At 57.4% G+C, this 15,159-nt stretch carries 17 protein-coding genes; 8 read left to right on the top strand and 9 right to left on the bottom strand.

All coding sequences use genetic code 11. From position 1 onward, the window contains the following. Positions 1-9: 9 nt before the first annotated feature. The 4 genes from accA (at position 10) to tilS (ending at position 5,039) form a co-directional block, all read left to right on the top strand. Positions 10-969 carry an acetyl-CoA carboxylase carboxyl transferase subunit alpha gene (accA, locus tag K5R89_RS03655; RefSeq protein ID WP_004145855.1) on the top strand — a complete coding sequence of 320 codons (960 nt, stop codon included), beginning with the start codon at positions 10-12 and terminating at the stop codon, positions 967-969. A 113-nt stretch (positions 970-1,082) separates the two neighbouring features. Further along, on the top strand, positions 1,083-3,236 hold the full coding sequence (locus K5R89_RS03650) for a lysine decarboxylase LdcC (RefSeq protein ID WP_087827580.1): 2,154 nt from the start codon (positions 1,083-1,085) through the stop codon (positions 3,234-3,236). A gap of 46 nt (positions 3,237-3,282) precedes the next feature. Further along, the gene (locus tag K5R89_RS03645; RefSeq protein ID WP_002889387.1) at positions 3,283-3,672 is read left to right on the top strand and encodes a VOC family protein; all 390 of its coding nucleotides are present in this window, start codon (positions 3,283-3,285) and stop codon (positions 3,670-3,672) included. A 53-nt stretch (positions 3,673-3,725) separates the two neighbouring features. After that, complete coding sequence (gene tilS / locus K5R89_RS03640) at positions 3,726-5,039, top strand: tRNA lysidine(34) synthetase TilS (protein WP_087827511.1); 1,314 nt, start codon at positions 3,726-3,728, stop codon at positions 5,037-5,039. A gap of 12 nt (positions 5,040-5,051) precedes the next feature. On the opposite strand, the gene rof is transcribed toward tilS, so the two are convergent. After that, entirely contained in the window at positions 5,052-5,312 is a 261-nt protein-coding gene (gene rof / locus K5R89_RS03635) for a Rho-binding antiterminator (protein WP_002889424.1), read from the bottom strand. Next, positions 5,299-5,499 carry a YaeP family protein gene (locus K5R89_RS03630; protein ID WP_002889429.1) on the bottom strand — a complete coding sequence of 67 codons (201 nt, stop codon included), beginning with the start codon at positions 5,497-5,499 and terminating at the stop codon, positions 5,299-5,301. The genes rof and K5R89_RS03630 overlap by 14 nt, the downstream gene beginning before the upstream one ends. 196 nt (positions 5,500-5,695) lie before the next feature. Here K5R89_RS03630 and K5R89_RS03625 point away from each other — a divergent pair, with 196 nt between their 5' ends. The 3 genes from K5R89_RS03625 to nlpE are packed head-to-tail and all read left to right on the top strand — an operon-like array spanning position 5,696 to position 7,392. After that, positions 5,696-6,241, top strand: coding sequence for a YaeQ family protein (locus K5R89_RS03625; RefSeq protein ID WP_023292054.1), 546 nt, complete (start codon positions 5,696-5,698; stop codon positions 6,239-6,241). Then, positions 6,238-6,651 carry an alternative ribosome rescue aminoacyl-tRNA hydrolase ArfB gene (gene arfB, locus K5R89_RS03620; RefSeq protein ID WP_004204468.1) on the top strand — a complete coding sequence of 138 codons (414 nt, stop codon included), beginning with the start codon at positions 6,238-6,240 and terminating at the stop codon, positions 6,649-6,651. Before K5R89_RS03625 ends, arfB begins: the two co-directional genes overlap by 4 nt. 42 nt (positions 6,652-6,693) lie before the next feature. Continuing rightward, positions 6,694-7,392, top strand: coding sequence for an envelope stress response activation lipoprotein NlpE (gene nlpE, locus K5R89_RS03615; RefSeq protein WP_087827510.1), 699 nt, complete (start codon positions 6,694-6,696; stop codon positions 7,390-7,392). Between the two features lie 157 nt (positions 7,393-7,549). On the opposite strand, the gene K5R89_RS03610 is transcribed toward nlpE, so the two are convergent. The 7 genes from K5R89_RS03610 to metN all read right to left on the bottom strand — a co-directional run bounded on the left by K5R89_RS03610 (position 7,550) and on the right by metN (position 14,038). Further along, positions 7,550-8,392, bottom strand: coding sequence for a YaeF family permuted papain-like enzyme (locus tag K5R89_RS03610; protein WP_217259209.1), 843 nt, complete (start codon positions 8,390-8,392; stop codon positions 7,550-7,552). Positions 8,393-8,451: 59 nt separating this feature from the next. Then, complete coding sequence (gene proS, locus K5R89_RS03605; protein WP_032452990.1) at positions 8,452-10,170, bottom strand: proline--tRNA ligase; 1,719 nt, start codon at positions 10,168-10,170, stop codon at positions 8,452-8,454. Between the two features lie 112 nt (positions 10,171-10,282). Continuing rightward, on the bottom strand, positions 10,283-10,990 hold the full coding sequence (tsaA, locus tag K5R89_RS03600; protein ID WP_032452991.1) for a tRNA (N6-threonylcarbamoyladenosine(37)-N6)-methyltransferase TrmO: 708 nt from the start codon (positions 10,988-10,990) through the stop codon (positions 10,283-10,285). After that, positions 10,987-11,394: an Rcs stress response system protein RcsF gene (gene rcsF / locus K5R89_RS03595; RefSeq protein WP_023292059.1), complete on the bottom strand. Its 408-nt coding sequence runs from the start codon at positions 11,392-11,394 to the stop codon at positions 10,987-10,989. The genes tsaA and rcsF overlap by 4 nt, the downstream gene beginning before the upstream one ends. A 107-nt stretch (positions 11,395-11,501) precedes the next feature. Beyond that, complete coding sequence (gene metQ / locus K5R89_RS03590; RefSeq protein ID WP_002889445.1) at positions 11,502-12,317, bottom strand: methionine ABC transporter substrate-binding lipoprotein MetQ; 816 nt, start codon at positions 12,315-12,317, stop codon at positions 11,502-11,504. A 43-nt stretch (positions 12,318-12,360) separates the two neighbouring features. After that, positions 12,361-13,014 (bottom strand): methionine ABC transporter permease MetI, encoded by a 654-nt coding sequence (locus tag K5R89_RS03585; protein WP_004204478.1) that lies wholly within the window; start codon positions 13,012-13,014, stop codon positions 12,361-12,363. After that, positions 13,007-14,038, bottom strand: a complete 1,032-nt coding sequence (gene metN, locus K5R89_RS03580) for a methionine ABC transporter ATP-binding protein MetN (protein WP_002889450.1) — start codon at positions 14,036-14,038, stop codon at positions 13,007-13,009. The genes K5R89_RS03585 and metN overlap by 8 nt, the downstream gene beginning before the upstream one ends. A 188-nt stretch (positions 14,039-14,226) precedes the next feature. Here metN and gmhB point away from each other — a divergent pair, with 188 nt between their 5' ends. Continuing rightward, entirely contained in the window at positions 14,227-14,793 is a 567-nt protein-coding gene (gmhB, locus tag K5R89_RS03575) for a D-glycero-beta-D-manno-heptose 1,7-bisphosphate 7-phosphatase (protein WP_023292060.1), read from the top strand. The last annotated feature ends 366 nt before the right edge of the window (positions 14,794-15,159 follow it).

Genomic DNA, 15,159 nt, shown 5'->3' with positions numbered 1-15,159 from the left:
AGGAATACTATGAGTCTGAATTTCCTAGATTTTGAACAGCCGATTGCAGAGCTGGAAGCGAAAATCGATTCCCTGACTGCGGTAAGCCGTCAGGATGAGAAACTGGATATTAACATCGACGAAGAGGTGCATCGTCTACGCGAGAAAAGCGTAGAGCTGACGCGCAAAATCTTCGCCGATCTCGGTGCATGGCAGGTTGCGCAACTGGCGCGCCACCCGCGCCGTCCTTACACCCTGGATTATGTCCGCCTGGCGTTCGACGAATTTGACGAACTGGCCGGTGACCGCGCCTTCGCTGACGATAAAGCGATTGTCGGCGGTATCGCGCGTCTTGACGGTCGTCCGGTGATGATCATCGGCCACCAGAAAGGTCGCGAGACCAAAGAAAAAATTCGTCGCAACTTTGGTATGCCGGCCCCGGAAGGCTACCGCAAAGCGTTGCGCCTGATGGAGATGGCTGAGCGGTTTAAAATGCCGATCATCACCTTTATCGACACCCCGGGCGCCTACCCGGGCGTCGGCGCGGAAGAGCGCGGCCAGTCGGAAGCGATTGCCCGCAACCTGCGTGAGATGTCGCGTCTGAGCGTGCCGGTTATCTGCACCGTGATCGGCGAAGGCGGCTCCGGCGGCGCGCTGGCGATTGGCGTGGGCGACAAGGTCAATATGCTGCAGTACAGCACCTATTCGGTGATTTCGCCGGAAGGCTGCGCCTCCATTCTGTGGAAGAGCGCGGATAAAGCGCCGCTGGCTGCGGAAGCGATGGGCATTATCGCCCCGCGTCTGAAAGAGCTGAAGCTGATCGATTCTATCGTTCCGGAACCGCTGGGCGGCGCCCACCGCAACCCGGAAGCGATGGCGGCAAGCCTGAAAGCGCAGCTGCTGGCGGACCTGGCCGATCTCGATCTTCTCAGCGAAGAAGAGCTGCTGAACCGCCGCTATCAACGTCTGATGAGCTACGGTTACGCCTAAGTTTTCCGCTAGCGCAAAACACTAAGGGCCGGATTTTCCGGCCCTTTTTTTATGTGCGATGCGCCCAGGGGATTGCTATGATGCTGGACTTAGGTGAATACCAGGAGGAAAGCGTGAATATCATCGCCATCATGGGGCCTCACGGCGTCTACCACAAAGACGAGCCGATCAAAGAACTGGAGGCGGCGCTGCAGCGCCAGGGCTTTCAGACCATCTGGCCGCAAAATAGCGCCGACCTGCTGCAGTTTATCGAGCACAACCCGCGCATCTGCGGCGTGATCTTCGACTGGGATGAGTACAGCGTCGATCTGTGCAGCGATATTAACCAGCTCAATGAATATCTGCCTCTGTACGCCTTTATTAACGCCCACTCGACGATGGACGTCAGCAGTCAGGATCTGCGCATGACGCTGTGGTTCTTCGAATATGCGCTGGGACTCTCCGAAGAGATCGCCACCCGCATCGGGCAGTATACCCGCGAGTACCTGGACAATATCACCCCGCCATTTACCCGCGCGCTGTTTAACTATGTGCAGGAGGGGAAATATACCTTCTGTACGCCGGGTCATATGGGCGGTAGCGCCTATCAGAAAAGCCCGGTGGGCTGCCTGTTCTATGATTTCTTTGGCGGGAATACGCTGAAGGCGGATGTCTCGATTTCGGTCACCGAGCTGGGCTCCCTGCTGGATCATACCGGCCCGCATCTGGAGGCGGAGGAGTATATCGCTCGCACCTTTGGCGCCGAGCAAAGCTATATGGTGACCAACGGTACCTCGACGTCCAATAAAATTGTCGGTATGTACTCGGCGCCCGCCGGCAGTACCCTGCTGATTGACCGTAACTGTCACAAATCGCTGGCCCACCTGCTGATGATGAGCGATGTGGTTCCCCTGTGGCTGAAGCCGACCCGCAATGCGTTAGGGATCCTCGGCGGTATCCCCCGGCGCGAGTTTACCCGCGACAGTATTCAGCAGAAAGTGCGCGACACGGGCGGGGCGCAGTGGCCCGTGCATGCGGTGATCACCAACTCCACCTACGATGGGCTGCTCTACAACACCACCTGGCTTAAAGAGACGCTCGACGTCCCGTCGATCCATTTCGATTCCGCCTGGGTGCCGTATACCCATTTCCATCCGATATATCAGGGGAAAAGCGGCATGAGCGGTGAGCGGATCCCCGGAAAAGTCATCTTCGAGACGCAGTCGACGCATAAGATGCTGGCCGCGCTGTCGCAGGCCTCGCTGATCCACATTAAGGGCAACTATGATGAAGAGACCTTTAATGAAGCCTTTATGATGCATACCTCTACGTCGCCGAGCTATCCCATCGTCGCGTCGATTGAGACCGCGGCGGCGATGCTGCGCGGTAACTCCGGTAAGCGCCTGATCCAGCGCTCCATTGAGCGGGCGCTGGATTTCCGCAAAGAGGTGCAGCGACTGCGCGAGGAGTCGGACGGCTGGTTCTTTGATATCTGGCAGCCGGAAGCGGTGGATAAAGCCGAGTGCTGGCCGGTGGCGCCGGGCGATGACTGGCACGGTTTCAAAGATGCCGATGCGGATCATATGTACCTCGATCCGGTGAAAGTCACCATTCTGACGCCGGGTATGGACGAGCAGGGGAATATGGATGAAGAGGGGATCCCGGCGGCGCTGGTGGCGAAGTTCCTCGACGAGCGGGGCGTGGTGGTGGAGAAAACGGGCCCCTACAACCTGCTGTTCCTCTTTAGCATCGGTATCGATAAAACCCGGGCGATGGGTCTGCTGCGCGGCCTGACCGAATTTAAGCGCGCCTACGATCTCAATCTGCGGGTGAAAAATATGTTGCCGGATCTGTACGCGGAAGATCCCGACTTCTACCGCAACATGCGGATCCAGGATCTGGCACAGGGGATCCACCGCTTGATCCGCCAGCACCAGCTGCCGCAGCTGATGCTCAGCGCCTTTGACGTCCTGCCGGAAATGAAAATGACGCCGCATCATGCCTGGCAGCGCCAGATCAAGGGTGAGGTGGAAACCATTGAACTGGAGAACCTGGTGGGCCGGATTTCGGCCAACATGATCCTCCCTTATCCGCCGGGCGTACCGCTGCTGATGCCGGGAGAGATGATCACGGAGGAGAGCCGGGCGGTGCTCGACTTCCTGCTGATGCTCTGCTCAATAGGACGTCATTACCCTGGGTTTGAGACCGATATTCACGGCGCGAAGCGCGATGAGGACGGCGTGTATCGGGTACGAGTCTTAAAAAATGACGAAAGGCTTGCGCGTTAACGGCGCGCACGAGTAACGTGGCTGGCTTAACAGAAGGAGTTTGACCATGCTGGGTTTGAAACGGGTTCACCATATTGCCATCATTGCGACTGACTACGCCCGCAGTAAAGCGTTCTATTGCGATATTCTGGGGTTTACGCTGCAAAGCGAGTTTTATCGCGCCGAACGTGACTCCTGGAAGGGCGATCTGGCGCTCAACGGCGAGTATGTGATTGAGCTGTTCTCGTTCCCGTTTCCGCCGGCCCGACCCAGTCGTCCGGAAGCCTGCGGGCTGCGTCATCTGGCCTTTAGCGTGGATGATATCGACGCTGCGGTGGCGCACCTGACGGCGCATGGCGTGGAGTGCGAAGCGATTCGCGTCGATCCCTTTACCGGTAAACGCTTTACCTTCTTTAGCGATCCGGACGACCTGCCGCTGGAAATATATCAGCAGTAAACCTTGCCAGCGCGACCCTGGCCCGGTAACGTGCCGGGCCATCACTTCTCGGTATGTTTGTGGTTATGACGGCTAACATTGCGCATACGCTTCATCCCCATCGCCAGCTGCTGGTGGCCTTCAGCGGCGGTCTGGACTCGACGGTTCTTCTGCATCAGCTGGTGCTGCTGCGGGAACAGGATCCCTCTCTGACGCTGCGGGCGGTGCATGTTCACCACGGCCTTAGCGCCCACGCAGACGACTGGGTGGCGCATTGTCGGCAAATTTGCCAGCAGTGGCGGGTGCCGCTGGTGGTGCATCACGTGACGTTAGCCCGGGGTGGGCTGGGCGTCGAGGCCCATGCCCGCGCGGTGCGCTATCAGGCCTTTCAGGAGACGCTCCGCGCCGGTGAAGTGTTAGTGACCGCTCAGCACCAGGACGATCAGTGTGAAACGCTGCTGCTGGCGTTAAAACGCGGCAGCGGTCCGACCGGCCTGTCGGCGATGGCGCCATCGTCTCCCTTTGCCGGCAGTCGACTGCTGCGTCCTCTCCTCAATGAAACCCGGGAATCGCTGCGCCAGTGGGCGCTCGCCCACCAGCTGTCGTGGATTGAAGATGAGAGTAATCAGGACGATACCTATGACCGCAACTTCCTGCGCCTGCGGGTGATCCCGGTGCTGCGCGAGCGCTGGCCGCACTTTAGCGAGGCCGTCGCCCGCAGCGCCAGCCTGTGCGCCGAGCAGGAGCAGCTGCTGGACGAGATGCTGGCGGCGGAGCTGGCGTCGCTGGTGGCCGAAGACGGGTCGCTGGCTATCGCGCCGCTGACGTCGATGAGTTCTCCCCGCCGCGCGGCGTTGCTGCGTCGCTGGCTCGCCGGGCAGCAGGCGCCGATGCCGGCCCGCGAGGTGCCTGAGCGCCTCTGGCACGAGGTGGCGCTGGCGCGGGAAGATGCCAGCCCCTGCCTGCGGTTGGGGGAATTTACCGTCCGCCGTTTTCAGCAGCGCTTGTACTGGGTGAGATATGTACCCGGGCAGACGGACAGCGTCCAGCGCTGGACAGACTGGCGCCAACCGCTGCGGCTGGCGGACGGTCTTGGTGAGCTGGTGCTGCAGCCGGGCGGCAGGCTGCGCCCGCCCCCGGCGGATGAGCCAGTCACCGTCCGCTTTCGCGCCAGCGGCCATCTGCATATCGTCGGGCGTCATGGCGGCCGTAAGCTGAAGAAGATCTGGCAGGAGCTGGGCGTTGCTCCGTGGCGACGAGACACCACGCCGCTGCTGTTTTACGGCGAAACGCCGATTGCCGCAGCGGACGATCTGTTTGTGACCAACGAAGGTGAAGTCAAAGACGGGGAAGGGGTCAGTCTGGCGTGGAGGAAAACGGGCGGTTAAGCCCGTTTTGATTCAGGATTCGCTCACCACCACGGTGCCGATTTCCGGGTGACTGAAGCTGGCGATTTTATCCAGGCGCAGCTCGCGGACGTTGCCGGCGAGTTCGACCACAAGATACTCGATATTTTTACGCGAGATTAGATCGCTGGCCTTCGCCTGCAGCTGTTCGCCATCCTTCAGCGCCAGCGTCAGCACCAGGTGATGCTGGCAGGCCAGCTCCAGGTTGTCGTAATCATCGCAGTTAATGGGTTGATAAGTATCATTCATTGACATAATCGCTCACCAGTAAGTTTGCTGCCGCATAAGCGGCCTTTTCCCTGACTGACTCCGAAAGGGCCTCATCCGCCGCAATCTCATTCAATACTTTCAACACGCAACCCAGCGCATCCGGGATATACCCTAAGTCTCCGCTGGCTATTTCCGCATACCGCTTGCGTATTAACTCACAATAGTGGTCCACATGCCCTCCTGTCAGCGTTCTGACTCAACCGTGGGATGCAAGTTTAAGCCTACGAAGATAAACTCTGTTTAGCAAGGGAACTATATCATAGTCATTTAAGCAATTTCAGCAGGATGAAACAGGTTGCTGCGATTGCTGACAGCCTTTTGTCGCCAGTTTCGCTACAATGTACGCCATTTTTTTCAGGAGTTTGTTCATGGCGCTGAAAGCGACGATATATAAAGCCGCGGTGAATGTAGCCGATCTGGATCGCAACCAGTTTCTGGATGCTAACCTGACGCTGGCGCAGCACCCGTCGGAAACCCAGGAGCGCATGATGCTGCGCCTGCTGGCGTGGATCAAATATGCCGATGAGCGGCTGCAGTTTACGCGCGGCCTCTCGTCAGACGACGAGCCGGAGCTGTGGCTGCTTAACGATCATCTCGGGGTTGATCTGTGGATCGAGCTGGGGCTGCCGGACGAGAAACGTCTCAAGAAAGCCTGCTCGCGGGCGCAGGCGGTGGCGTTGTTTGCCTATAACAGCCGGGCGGCTGAAATCTGGTGGCAGCAGAATCAGAACAAGCTTGCGGCATACCCGAAGCTGACTATCTGGTATCTTGATGATGCCCAGCTGGCGCAGCTTAGCGCTTTTGCCGACCGCACGATGACGCTGCAGGCCACTTTGCAGGAGGGGAGCATCTGGTTGTCCGACGCTCAGAATAATCTGGAAATTCAGCTTACCGCCTGGCAAGGGCCGGCATGATTACTATCAGCCGCAGCGTGGCCATTGCCGATAACGAGATCACGCTGGAAGGTATTCGCGCCCAGGGGGCCGGGGGCCAGCACGTGAACAAAGCGTCGACCGCGATCCATCTGCGCTTCGATATTAAAGCCTCAAGCCTGCCGGCGTTTTACAAAGAGCGCCTGCTCGCCGCCAGCCACCACTTAATTTCTGCTGACGGTGTGGTTATCATTAAGGCTCAGGAATATCGCAGTCAGGAGATGAACCGCGAAGCGGCGATCGCCCGGCTGGTGGCCCTTATCAAAGAATTGACCGCAGTGCAAAAAAGTCGCCGGGAGACGCGACCGACTCGGGCATCCAAAGAGCGACGCCTTGCTTCCAAGGCGCAAAAGTCCTCAGTCAAGGCGCTGCGTGGGAAAGTTCGCCAGTGAAGGCGTCGGCGAACGGGTGGAATGGATCATAAGGAAAGTAGAGTGAAGAAAATCATATTCTCCGTGATAGCGGCCTGTTCGCTGTTCGCACTGTTTGGTTGTAACCATCGCGCCGAAACTGACACGGTCCAGCCGGCGGCGATGGAAGAGCTCAAGCCGATGCAGCAAAGCTGGCGCGGGGTACTGCCTTGCGCGGATTGCGAAGGCATCGACACCTCGCTGTTCCTGGAAAAAGACGGCACCTGGGTGATGAATGAGCACTACCAGGGCGCGCGTCGTGAACCATCCTCCTTTGCCTCTTACGGCACCTGGGCGCGTACGGCGGATAAGCTGGTACTGACCAACAGCAAGGGCGAAAAATCGTACTTTCGCGCGAAGGGCGACAAGCTGGAGATGCTCGACCGCAACGGGAGTCCCATTCCGTCTCCCCTCAACTATACCCTGGAGCCGGTGAAGGCCAGCCTGCCGACCACCCCGATGGCGATGCGTGGTATGTACTTCTATATGGCCGATGCGGCAACCTTTACTGATTGCGCGACCGGTAAACGCATCGCGGTGGCGAATAATGCCCAGCTTGAGCAGGATTATGCCGCTGCCCGCGGCAATGATTCACGTCCGGTGCTGCTGGTGGTGGAGGGGCACTTTACCCTCGAGGCGAACCCGGATACCGGCGAAATGATGAAAACGCTGATGACGGATCAGGCTGGCAAATTTATTCCTGGGAAGGACTGCGGACACTGATTGTCCGGCTCCTGCCCGGGAAACGGGCAGGGGATACGCCTCAGCGGTAGCCGGCCAGCGGAATTGGGTCATTGTGGTTTTACCGTCCCCCCTTTTCCACCAACCATAGCGCACGAAGCATGAGCCTCATGACGGGGGTAAAGGGCAAATCGTTCTTTTACTCCGCACCGGCCTTCGGTTTGCTCAACCCCACCAGTTTATCGGCCTGAAGATAAACTCCCAGTTTCAGATGCCCGACATACTGCAGCTGCGTCTCGGGTTTAAAGGTGGCGACATCTCCTTCCCGCATGTGCAGCAGATCGGAAGGGCTGATCCACGCCGCCTGCGCCAGGGTCAGCGGATGCCCGGCTCTGACAAAGGCTTCGCTGACAAACTCCGAGCAAAACCACGCTTTCTTGTCGGGGCTGGCCCCATCGTCCAGTTGCGCTTTGGCCAGGCCGCTTACGCACTGCTGGCGAAAGTTACGCGAGAAAGGGTTGAGCGAGCAGAGCGGTTTGGTGACCATATAAGGGATAAACTGAATAATGCCGCGATAGTTATACCCGCTGTCTTTGACCTGCCAGGCAAAACTTCTCATCGCCATCGCCTGGTCCGGCGTCAGATCGGGCACCCTGAGGGCAAAGAGTTTATCGCTGTGCGCCATCGCTTGCTGTAGCGATATCACCTGCACGCCGGCGCCGGTAGCTTCCGCAATTTGACCCTCGCCGAGATACAGCGCGACGTGGCTCACGGAAGAGGCGCTGAAGGCGCGGATCCCAAGCGAAGTGACGCCAAGGCTGGAGGAGAAGAGCAGGTCGCCGGAACGAAGGTCGCTTTCGGCGATTTCGCGCAGTCCGCTGCCGGCAATCGAGCTTTGACGCTGGAGGGTGACAGCCCATGGCGGTGAGCGGCCATCGGTAGCGGATGCGGAAGGGACGCTGCGGCCGACGTCTACAGTGCAGGCGGTAAGCAGGAGCAGGGCGGAGGTAAGCAGCCCGCTGCTGAGGAGAGGTGCAGTCATGGGTACAGTCCTTGTAAAAAAAAGGCCCTGACATCCGTTCAGGGCCCTGAGCTGTGTAATTAGCCTTTTATCGCTTTAACCAGATATTCCACAATATCCCCGGTCTTGATCAGCTGCTTCTCACCGTTGCGACGATACTTGTATTCGATATCGTCGTTGTCGAGGTTACGATCGCCCAGCACGATGGTGTGCGGGATACCGATCAGCTCCATATCGGCGAACATCACGCCCGGACGCTCTTTACGATCGTCCATCAGCACTTCAATACCCTGGGCGCTCAGCTCGGCGTACAGTTTCTCCGCCAGCTCCTGCACACGGTAAGATTTATGCATGTTCATCGGCAGGATCGCCACCTGGAACGGCGCAATCGCATCTGGCCAGACAATACCGCGATCGTCAAAGTTCTGCTCAATCGCCGCCGCCACCACGCGAGTGACCCCGATACCATAGCAACCCATGGTCAGGATCTGGTTGCGGCCATCTTCGCCCTGAACCGCGGCTTTCATCGCCTCGGAGTACTTCGTCCCCAGCTGGAAGATATGACCCACTTCGATACCGCGCTTGATAAGCAGGGTACCTTTGCCGTCCGGGCTCGGATCGCCGGCAACGACGTTACGGATGTCAGCGACTTCCGGCGTGGCGACATCGCGGTCCCAGTTGATGCCGAAGTAGTGTTTGCCGTCGATGTTGGCGCCGGCGGCGAAATCGCTCATCACCGCCACAGTACGGTCAATAATAACCGGCACCGGCAGGTTCACCGGACCCAGGGAGCCCGGACCGGCTTTCACCAGGGCGCGGATCTCTTCTTCGGTGGCGAAGGTCAGCGGGCTGGCGACCTGCGGCAGTTTTTCCGCTTTCACTTCGTTCAGCTCGTGATCGCCGCGCACCAGCAGGGCAACCAGTGGGGAAGCGCTATCTTCAACCGCTTTCACCAGCAGGGTTTTCACGGTTTTTTCGATCGGCAGGTTGAACTGCTCAACCAGCTCGGCGATGGTTTTGGCGTTCGGCGTGTCGACCAGGGTCAACTCCTGGGTGGCGTCCGCGCGCGGCGTTTTCGGCGCAACGGCTTCCGCAAACTCGATGTTTGCCGCGTAGTCGGAGCTGTCGGAGAAGATCACATCGTCTTCGCCGCTCTGCGCCAGCACCTGGAATTCATGAGAGGCGCTGCCGCCGATGGAGCCGGTATCAGCCTGTACCGCACGGAAATCCAGCCCCATACGGCTGAAGATTTTGCTGTAAGCGGCGTACATCGCATCGTAGGTTTCCTGCAGCGATTCCTGCGAAGTATGGAAAGAGTACGCATCTTTCATCAGGAATTCGCGGGAGCGCATCACGCCGAAACGCGGGCGCACTTCGTCGCGGAATTTGGTCTGGATCTGATAGAAGTTCAGCGGCAGCTGCTTATAGGAGTTCAGCTCGTTGCGGATCAGATCGGTGATGACCTCTTCGTGGGTTGGACCGAGGACGAACGGACGATCGCCACGATCGGCAATGCGCAGCAGTTCCGGGCCGTACTGCTCCCAGCGACCGCTCTCCTGCCACAGTTCAGATGGCTGAACGACCGGCATTAACACCTCGATCGCACCGGCGTTGTTCATCTCTTCACGCACGATGTTTTCGACTTTTTTCAGGACGCGCACGCCGGTCGGCAGCCAGGTGTATAACCCGGAGGCCAGCTTGCGGATCATCCCGGCGCGCAGCATCAGCTGGTGGCTGATTACCTCGGCGTCGGCAGGTGTCTCCTTCAGAGTGGAGAGCAGATATTGGCTAGTACGCATGTTGTAACGGTTCCAGTTAAACGAGCGGAACAGGCTGGTTGCCCAGCCTGAAACAAAAAAAGTGGTTTAGTTTACCAGTGTGGCAAAGATGCCAAAAGAGAGGAAAATAAAATTAGCGCGCTTCGAGGGCAAAGACTTCAAAACCGGAGGCAGTCACCCGCCAGCGGACGTTGAAATCCAGCAGCCAGACGGCGTAATTTTTGCCTGCCTCTTCCTCCTTACGGTAGGCCGGACGCGGATCCTGCGCCAGCACCTCTCGGATAAACGCCTTCAGGTGCGGATAACGCTTCTCCAGATGCAAAAGCTGCGTTTCGACGTCGGCGGTAAAACTGACGACCTGATCCGCCTGAGGCGCCTGTTGCGCGTAGCTGGCGTGCGCGTTGGGTAGCGCTTCGGCAAACGGCAGATAGGGTTTGATGTCGACCACCGGCGTACCGTCGACGAGATCGAGGCTGCCGAGTTCCAGTATCACCTGCTCTTTCTGACAGCGGACGCCCTTCAGCTCAACCAGAGACATGCCAATGGGATTGGGGCGAAAGGTGGAGCGGGTGGCGAAGACGCCCATACGCGCGTTGCCCCCGAGACGGGGAGGGCGCACCGTCGGACGCCAGCCGCCTTCCATGGTCTGATGAAACACAAACAGGATCCACAGATGGCTGAAGCTTTCCAGACCACGCACGGCGTCGGCCTGGTTGTAGGGCGCGATCAGATGGAGTTCTCCGCCGCCGTGCTTGACCAGACCCGGCTGGCGAGGTACGGCAAACTTCTCTTTATACGGCGAGCGGATCACGCCTATCTGCGCGAACTGAAATGCACTCATTGCGCCGAGACGTTAAGCGCCGAGCCCAGACAAACCGCCTGACGGTAGCAGCCTGGGGTGCCGCTGGTCACTTCGCAGCGGTGCAGCAGGACAGCATTGGCTTTCATACGTGCGGCATTAATCTGCAGGCGCTTGCGGGCGGTAGGGATATTCGGCGGAGAATCCTGATTCGAGGCCTGGCAGGACTCGCCAGACACTTCCCCCAGATCGCGGAATGGTTTACCTACCAGCTCTGACGCATCGGTATAAATACGTACCGGCGCCGGACGGGTTGCGCGTGGTTTGCTCGGCTCCGATTTAACCGGGGGAGTTGCAGTGCTTTGAACAGGTTCAACGGGAGATCTGCTTAGCATGGAACAACCGCTTAACATGAGTGCTAACAAACAGACCGGTAAAGCACGCATAGTATTTCCTCAATGAATAAAAAACAGGGCGTTATTGAATCAGGTGCTTGCATAAATGACAAGACGGGCGTGAAGCCCGTCCTGAATGATATTACGGTGAGAAAAGATTACCAGCCTTTCACTGCACCGCCGTTAAAGATCTTGTTTGCTGCTTCGTAAACTTCATCGCTCTGGTAAGCCTGAACGAATTTTTTCACATTCTCAGCATCTTTATTGTCTTCACGCGCCACGATCAGGTTCACGTACGGCGACTCTTTCCCTTCAACAAAGATGCCGTCTTTCGCCGGGGTCAGGCCAATCTGGCTGGCGTAAGTGGTGTTGATAACGGCCAGCGCAATCTGCGCGTCGTCAAGAGAACGCGGCAGCTGCGGCGCTTCCAGTTCAACAATCTTCAGGTTTTTCGGGTTCTCGACGATATCCAGCGAGGTCGGCAGCAGGCCTACGCCGTCCTTCAGTTTGATCAGGCCCACCTGCTGCAGCAGCAGCAGAGAACGACCGAGGTTGGTCGGATCGTTAGGGACGGCGATCTGCGAGCCCGGCTGCAGTTCGTCCAGCGATTTGATTTTCTTCGAGTAACCCGCGATCGGGTAGACGAAGGTGTTGCCGACAGCCACCAGCTTGTAGCCGCGGTCTTTAATCTGCTGGTCGAGATACGGTTTATGCTGGAAGGCGTTGACGTCGATATCGCCTTTGCTCAGCGCTTCGTTCGGCAGAACGTAATCGTTGAAGGTCACCAGCTCAACGTCAAGGCCATACTTCTCTTTTGCCACTTTCTGCGCGACTTCAGCGACCTGCTGCTCCGCCCCGACGATAACGCCGACTTTAATATGATTCGGATCTTTTTCATCCTGACCGCAACCCACCAGCGCCAGAGAACCGATTAACGCACCAACTGCCGCAAAGGTTTTGAAATTAAAGGCCATGTTATTTCCTTCCTGTAAGAATGAGTGTTGTCTGCCAATAACGTTATTTATGAGTCACAGCCCGGACGATGCGATCGCCAGAGAATTGAATTAAATAAACCAGAATAACCAGCAATACCAGTACGGTATTCATTACGGTGGCGTTGTAACCGATATAGCCATACTGATAACCAATCTGCCCCAGACCGCCAGCGCCCACCGCGCCGCCCATGGCGGAATAGCCCACCAGGGTGATCAGGGTGATGGTGGCGGCGTTGACCAGACCCGGCAGCGCTTCAGGCAGCAGAACCTTACGCACGATCTGCAGCGGCGTGGCGCCCATCGCCCGGGAGGCTTCGATAAGGCCGGTCGGGATCTCCAGCAGGGCGTTCTCCACCATGCGAGCGATAAACGGCGCGGCGCCCACCGTCAACGGCACGATCGCCGCCTGCAGGCCGATTGAGGTGCCGACGATCACGCGGGTAAACGGGATCATCCAGACCAGCAGGATAATGAACGGGATGGAGCGGAAAATGTTCACCAGCGCCGACAGCGTCCGGTACAGTTTAGCATTGGCGACGATTTGCCCCGGACGGGTCACGTACAGCAGCACGCCCACCGGCAGACCAAGGACAAAACCGAAGAAGCCGGAGACAAAGGTCATTGCCAGCGTTTCCCATACGCCGCGCAACAGCAGCCACATCATTGCCTCAGACATAACCCAATACCTCTACTTTTACATGATGTTCCTGCAGCCAGGCGATAGCCGCCTGAGTGTCTTCCTGTGTACCGTGCATTTCGGTCAGCATGATGCCGAACTTCACCCCGCCGGCATAATCCATCTGCGCGCTAATAATGTTGTTATTCACGTTGAAGCGACGCGCGGTTTCAGAAAGCAGCGGCGCATCGACGGAGTGGCCGGTAAATTCCATGCGCAGCATCGGTACGCTATCCGCTGTGGCGGTAGGTTTCAGGCGCGCCTGGTAGTCATCCGGAATATCCAGGTGCAACGTCGACTGAATAAACTGCTGGGCCAGCGGCGTCTTCGGATGGGAGAAGACTTCGCTCACCGTGTCCTGTTCAATCAACTGGCCGTTGCTAATCACCGCCACGCAGTCGCAGATGCGTTTCACCACATCCATTTCGTGGGTGATCAGCAGGATGGTCAGCCCCAGGCGACGGTTAATGTCTTTCAGCAATTCGAGAATGGAACGGGTGGTGGCCGGATCCAGGGCGCTGGTGGCTTCATCGCACAGCAGCACCTTGGGGTTACTGGCCAGCGCGCGGGCAATGGCGACACGCTGTTTCTGGCCGCCGGAGAGATTAGCCGGATAGCTGTCGTGCTTATCGCCCAGGCCGACAAGATCCAGCAGCTCCGTCACACGGCGTTTGATTTCTGCCTGTGGCGTGTTATCCAGCTCCAGGGGTAACGCCACGTTGCCGAAAACGGTGCGGGATGCCAGCAGGTTAAAATGCTGGAAAATCATGCCAATCTGACGGCGAGCGCGGGTTAGCTCTTTTTCCGACAGCGCAGTCAGTTCCTGACCGTCAACCTGTACGCTGCCCTCGGTCGGGCGCTCCAGCAGGTTAACGCAGCGAATCAGCGTACTTTTACCGGCGCCTGAGGCACCGATGACGCCGTAAATTTGTCCGGCAGGGACATGCAGGCTGACATTGTTCAGCGCCTGAATGCTGCGATTCCCCTGCTGGAACACTTTGGTGATATTGGAAAGTTTAATCATCAGTTATTTATTATCGTTTAGCCGTTTGCCGTGGCATTTTCTTCTGCCGTATCCAGGCGATGCCTGGCAATGAAATGGATGTTAAGGCATCCAGACGTCTAAATCAATCTGACTCTTTATAATGAGCACTTTCTTGCATGCGGAAACATGCGATACTAACGGCACTAGCCTTTTTCAGGAGCAAACCGGTGGCAAAGTCAGTACCCGCAATTTTTCTCGACCGTGACGGCACCATTAATGTCGATCATGGCTACGTCCACGAAATCGACAATTTTGAATTTATCGATGGCGTCATTGACGCAATGCGCGAGCTCAAAGAGATGGGCTACGCGCTGGTGCTGGTCACTAACCAGTCCGGTATTGCTCGCGGTAAATTTACCGAAGCCCAGTTTGAAACGCTGACCGAATGGATGGACTGGTCTCTGGCAGACCGTGGCGTCGATCTGGACGGTATATATTATTGCCCGCATCACCCGCAGGGTGCGGTTGAGGAGTACCGTCAGACCTGTGATTGCCGTAAACCGCATCCGGGGATGCTGATCTCCGCCCGCGATTATCTGCATATCGATATGGCCGCTTCCTATATGGTAGGGGACAAACTGGAAGATATGCAGGCTGCAGCGGCCGCTGATGTCGGTACTAAAGTGCTGGTGCGTACCGGTAAGCCTGTTACTGAAGAAGCGGAAAAAGCCGCGGATTGGGTGCTAAATAGCCTGGCCGAGCTGCCGGCGGCGATTAAAAAGCAGCAAAAATAAGCGTTGCGTATAAAAGATGAGCGGTTGAAATAAAATTGTATTTTTCCGCTTGTCATTCCCGGCGGGCTCCCTATAATGCGCCTCCATCGACACGGCGGATGTGAATCACTTCACACAAACAGCCGGTTCGGTTGAAGAGAAAAATCCTGAAAAACGGGTTGACTCTGAAAGAGGAAAGCGTAATATACGCCACCTCGCGACAGAGCGCTAAAGCGCGTCGCAACTGCTCTTTAACAATTTATCAGACAATCTGTGTGGGCACTCAAAGTGACATGGATTCTTAACGTCCTCGGACGAAAAATGAATACCAAGTCTCAAGAGTGAACACGTAATTCATTACGAAGTTTAATTCTTTGAGCATCAAAC

The sequence above is a fragment of the Klebsiella sp. TF21-TM genome (genome assembly GCF_019753495.1).
GTDB classification, from domain to species: domain Bacteria; phylum Pseudomonadota; class Gammaproteobacteria; order Enterobacterales; family Enterobacteriaceae; genus Klebsiella; species Klebsiella quasipneumoniae.
The sequence above is the reverse complement of the archived record's forward strand: the minus strand, read 5'-3'. Positions and strand labels throughout refer to the sequence as shown.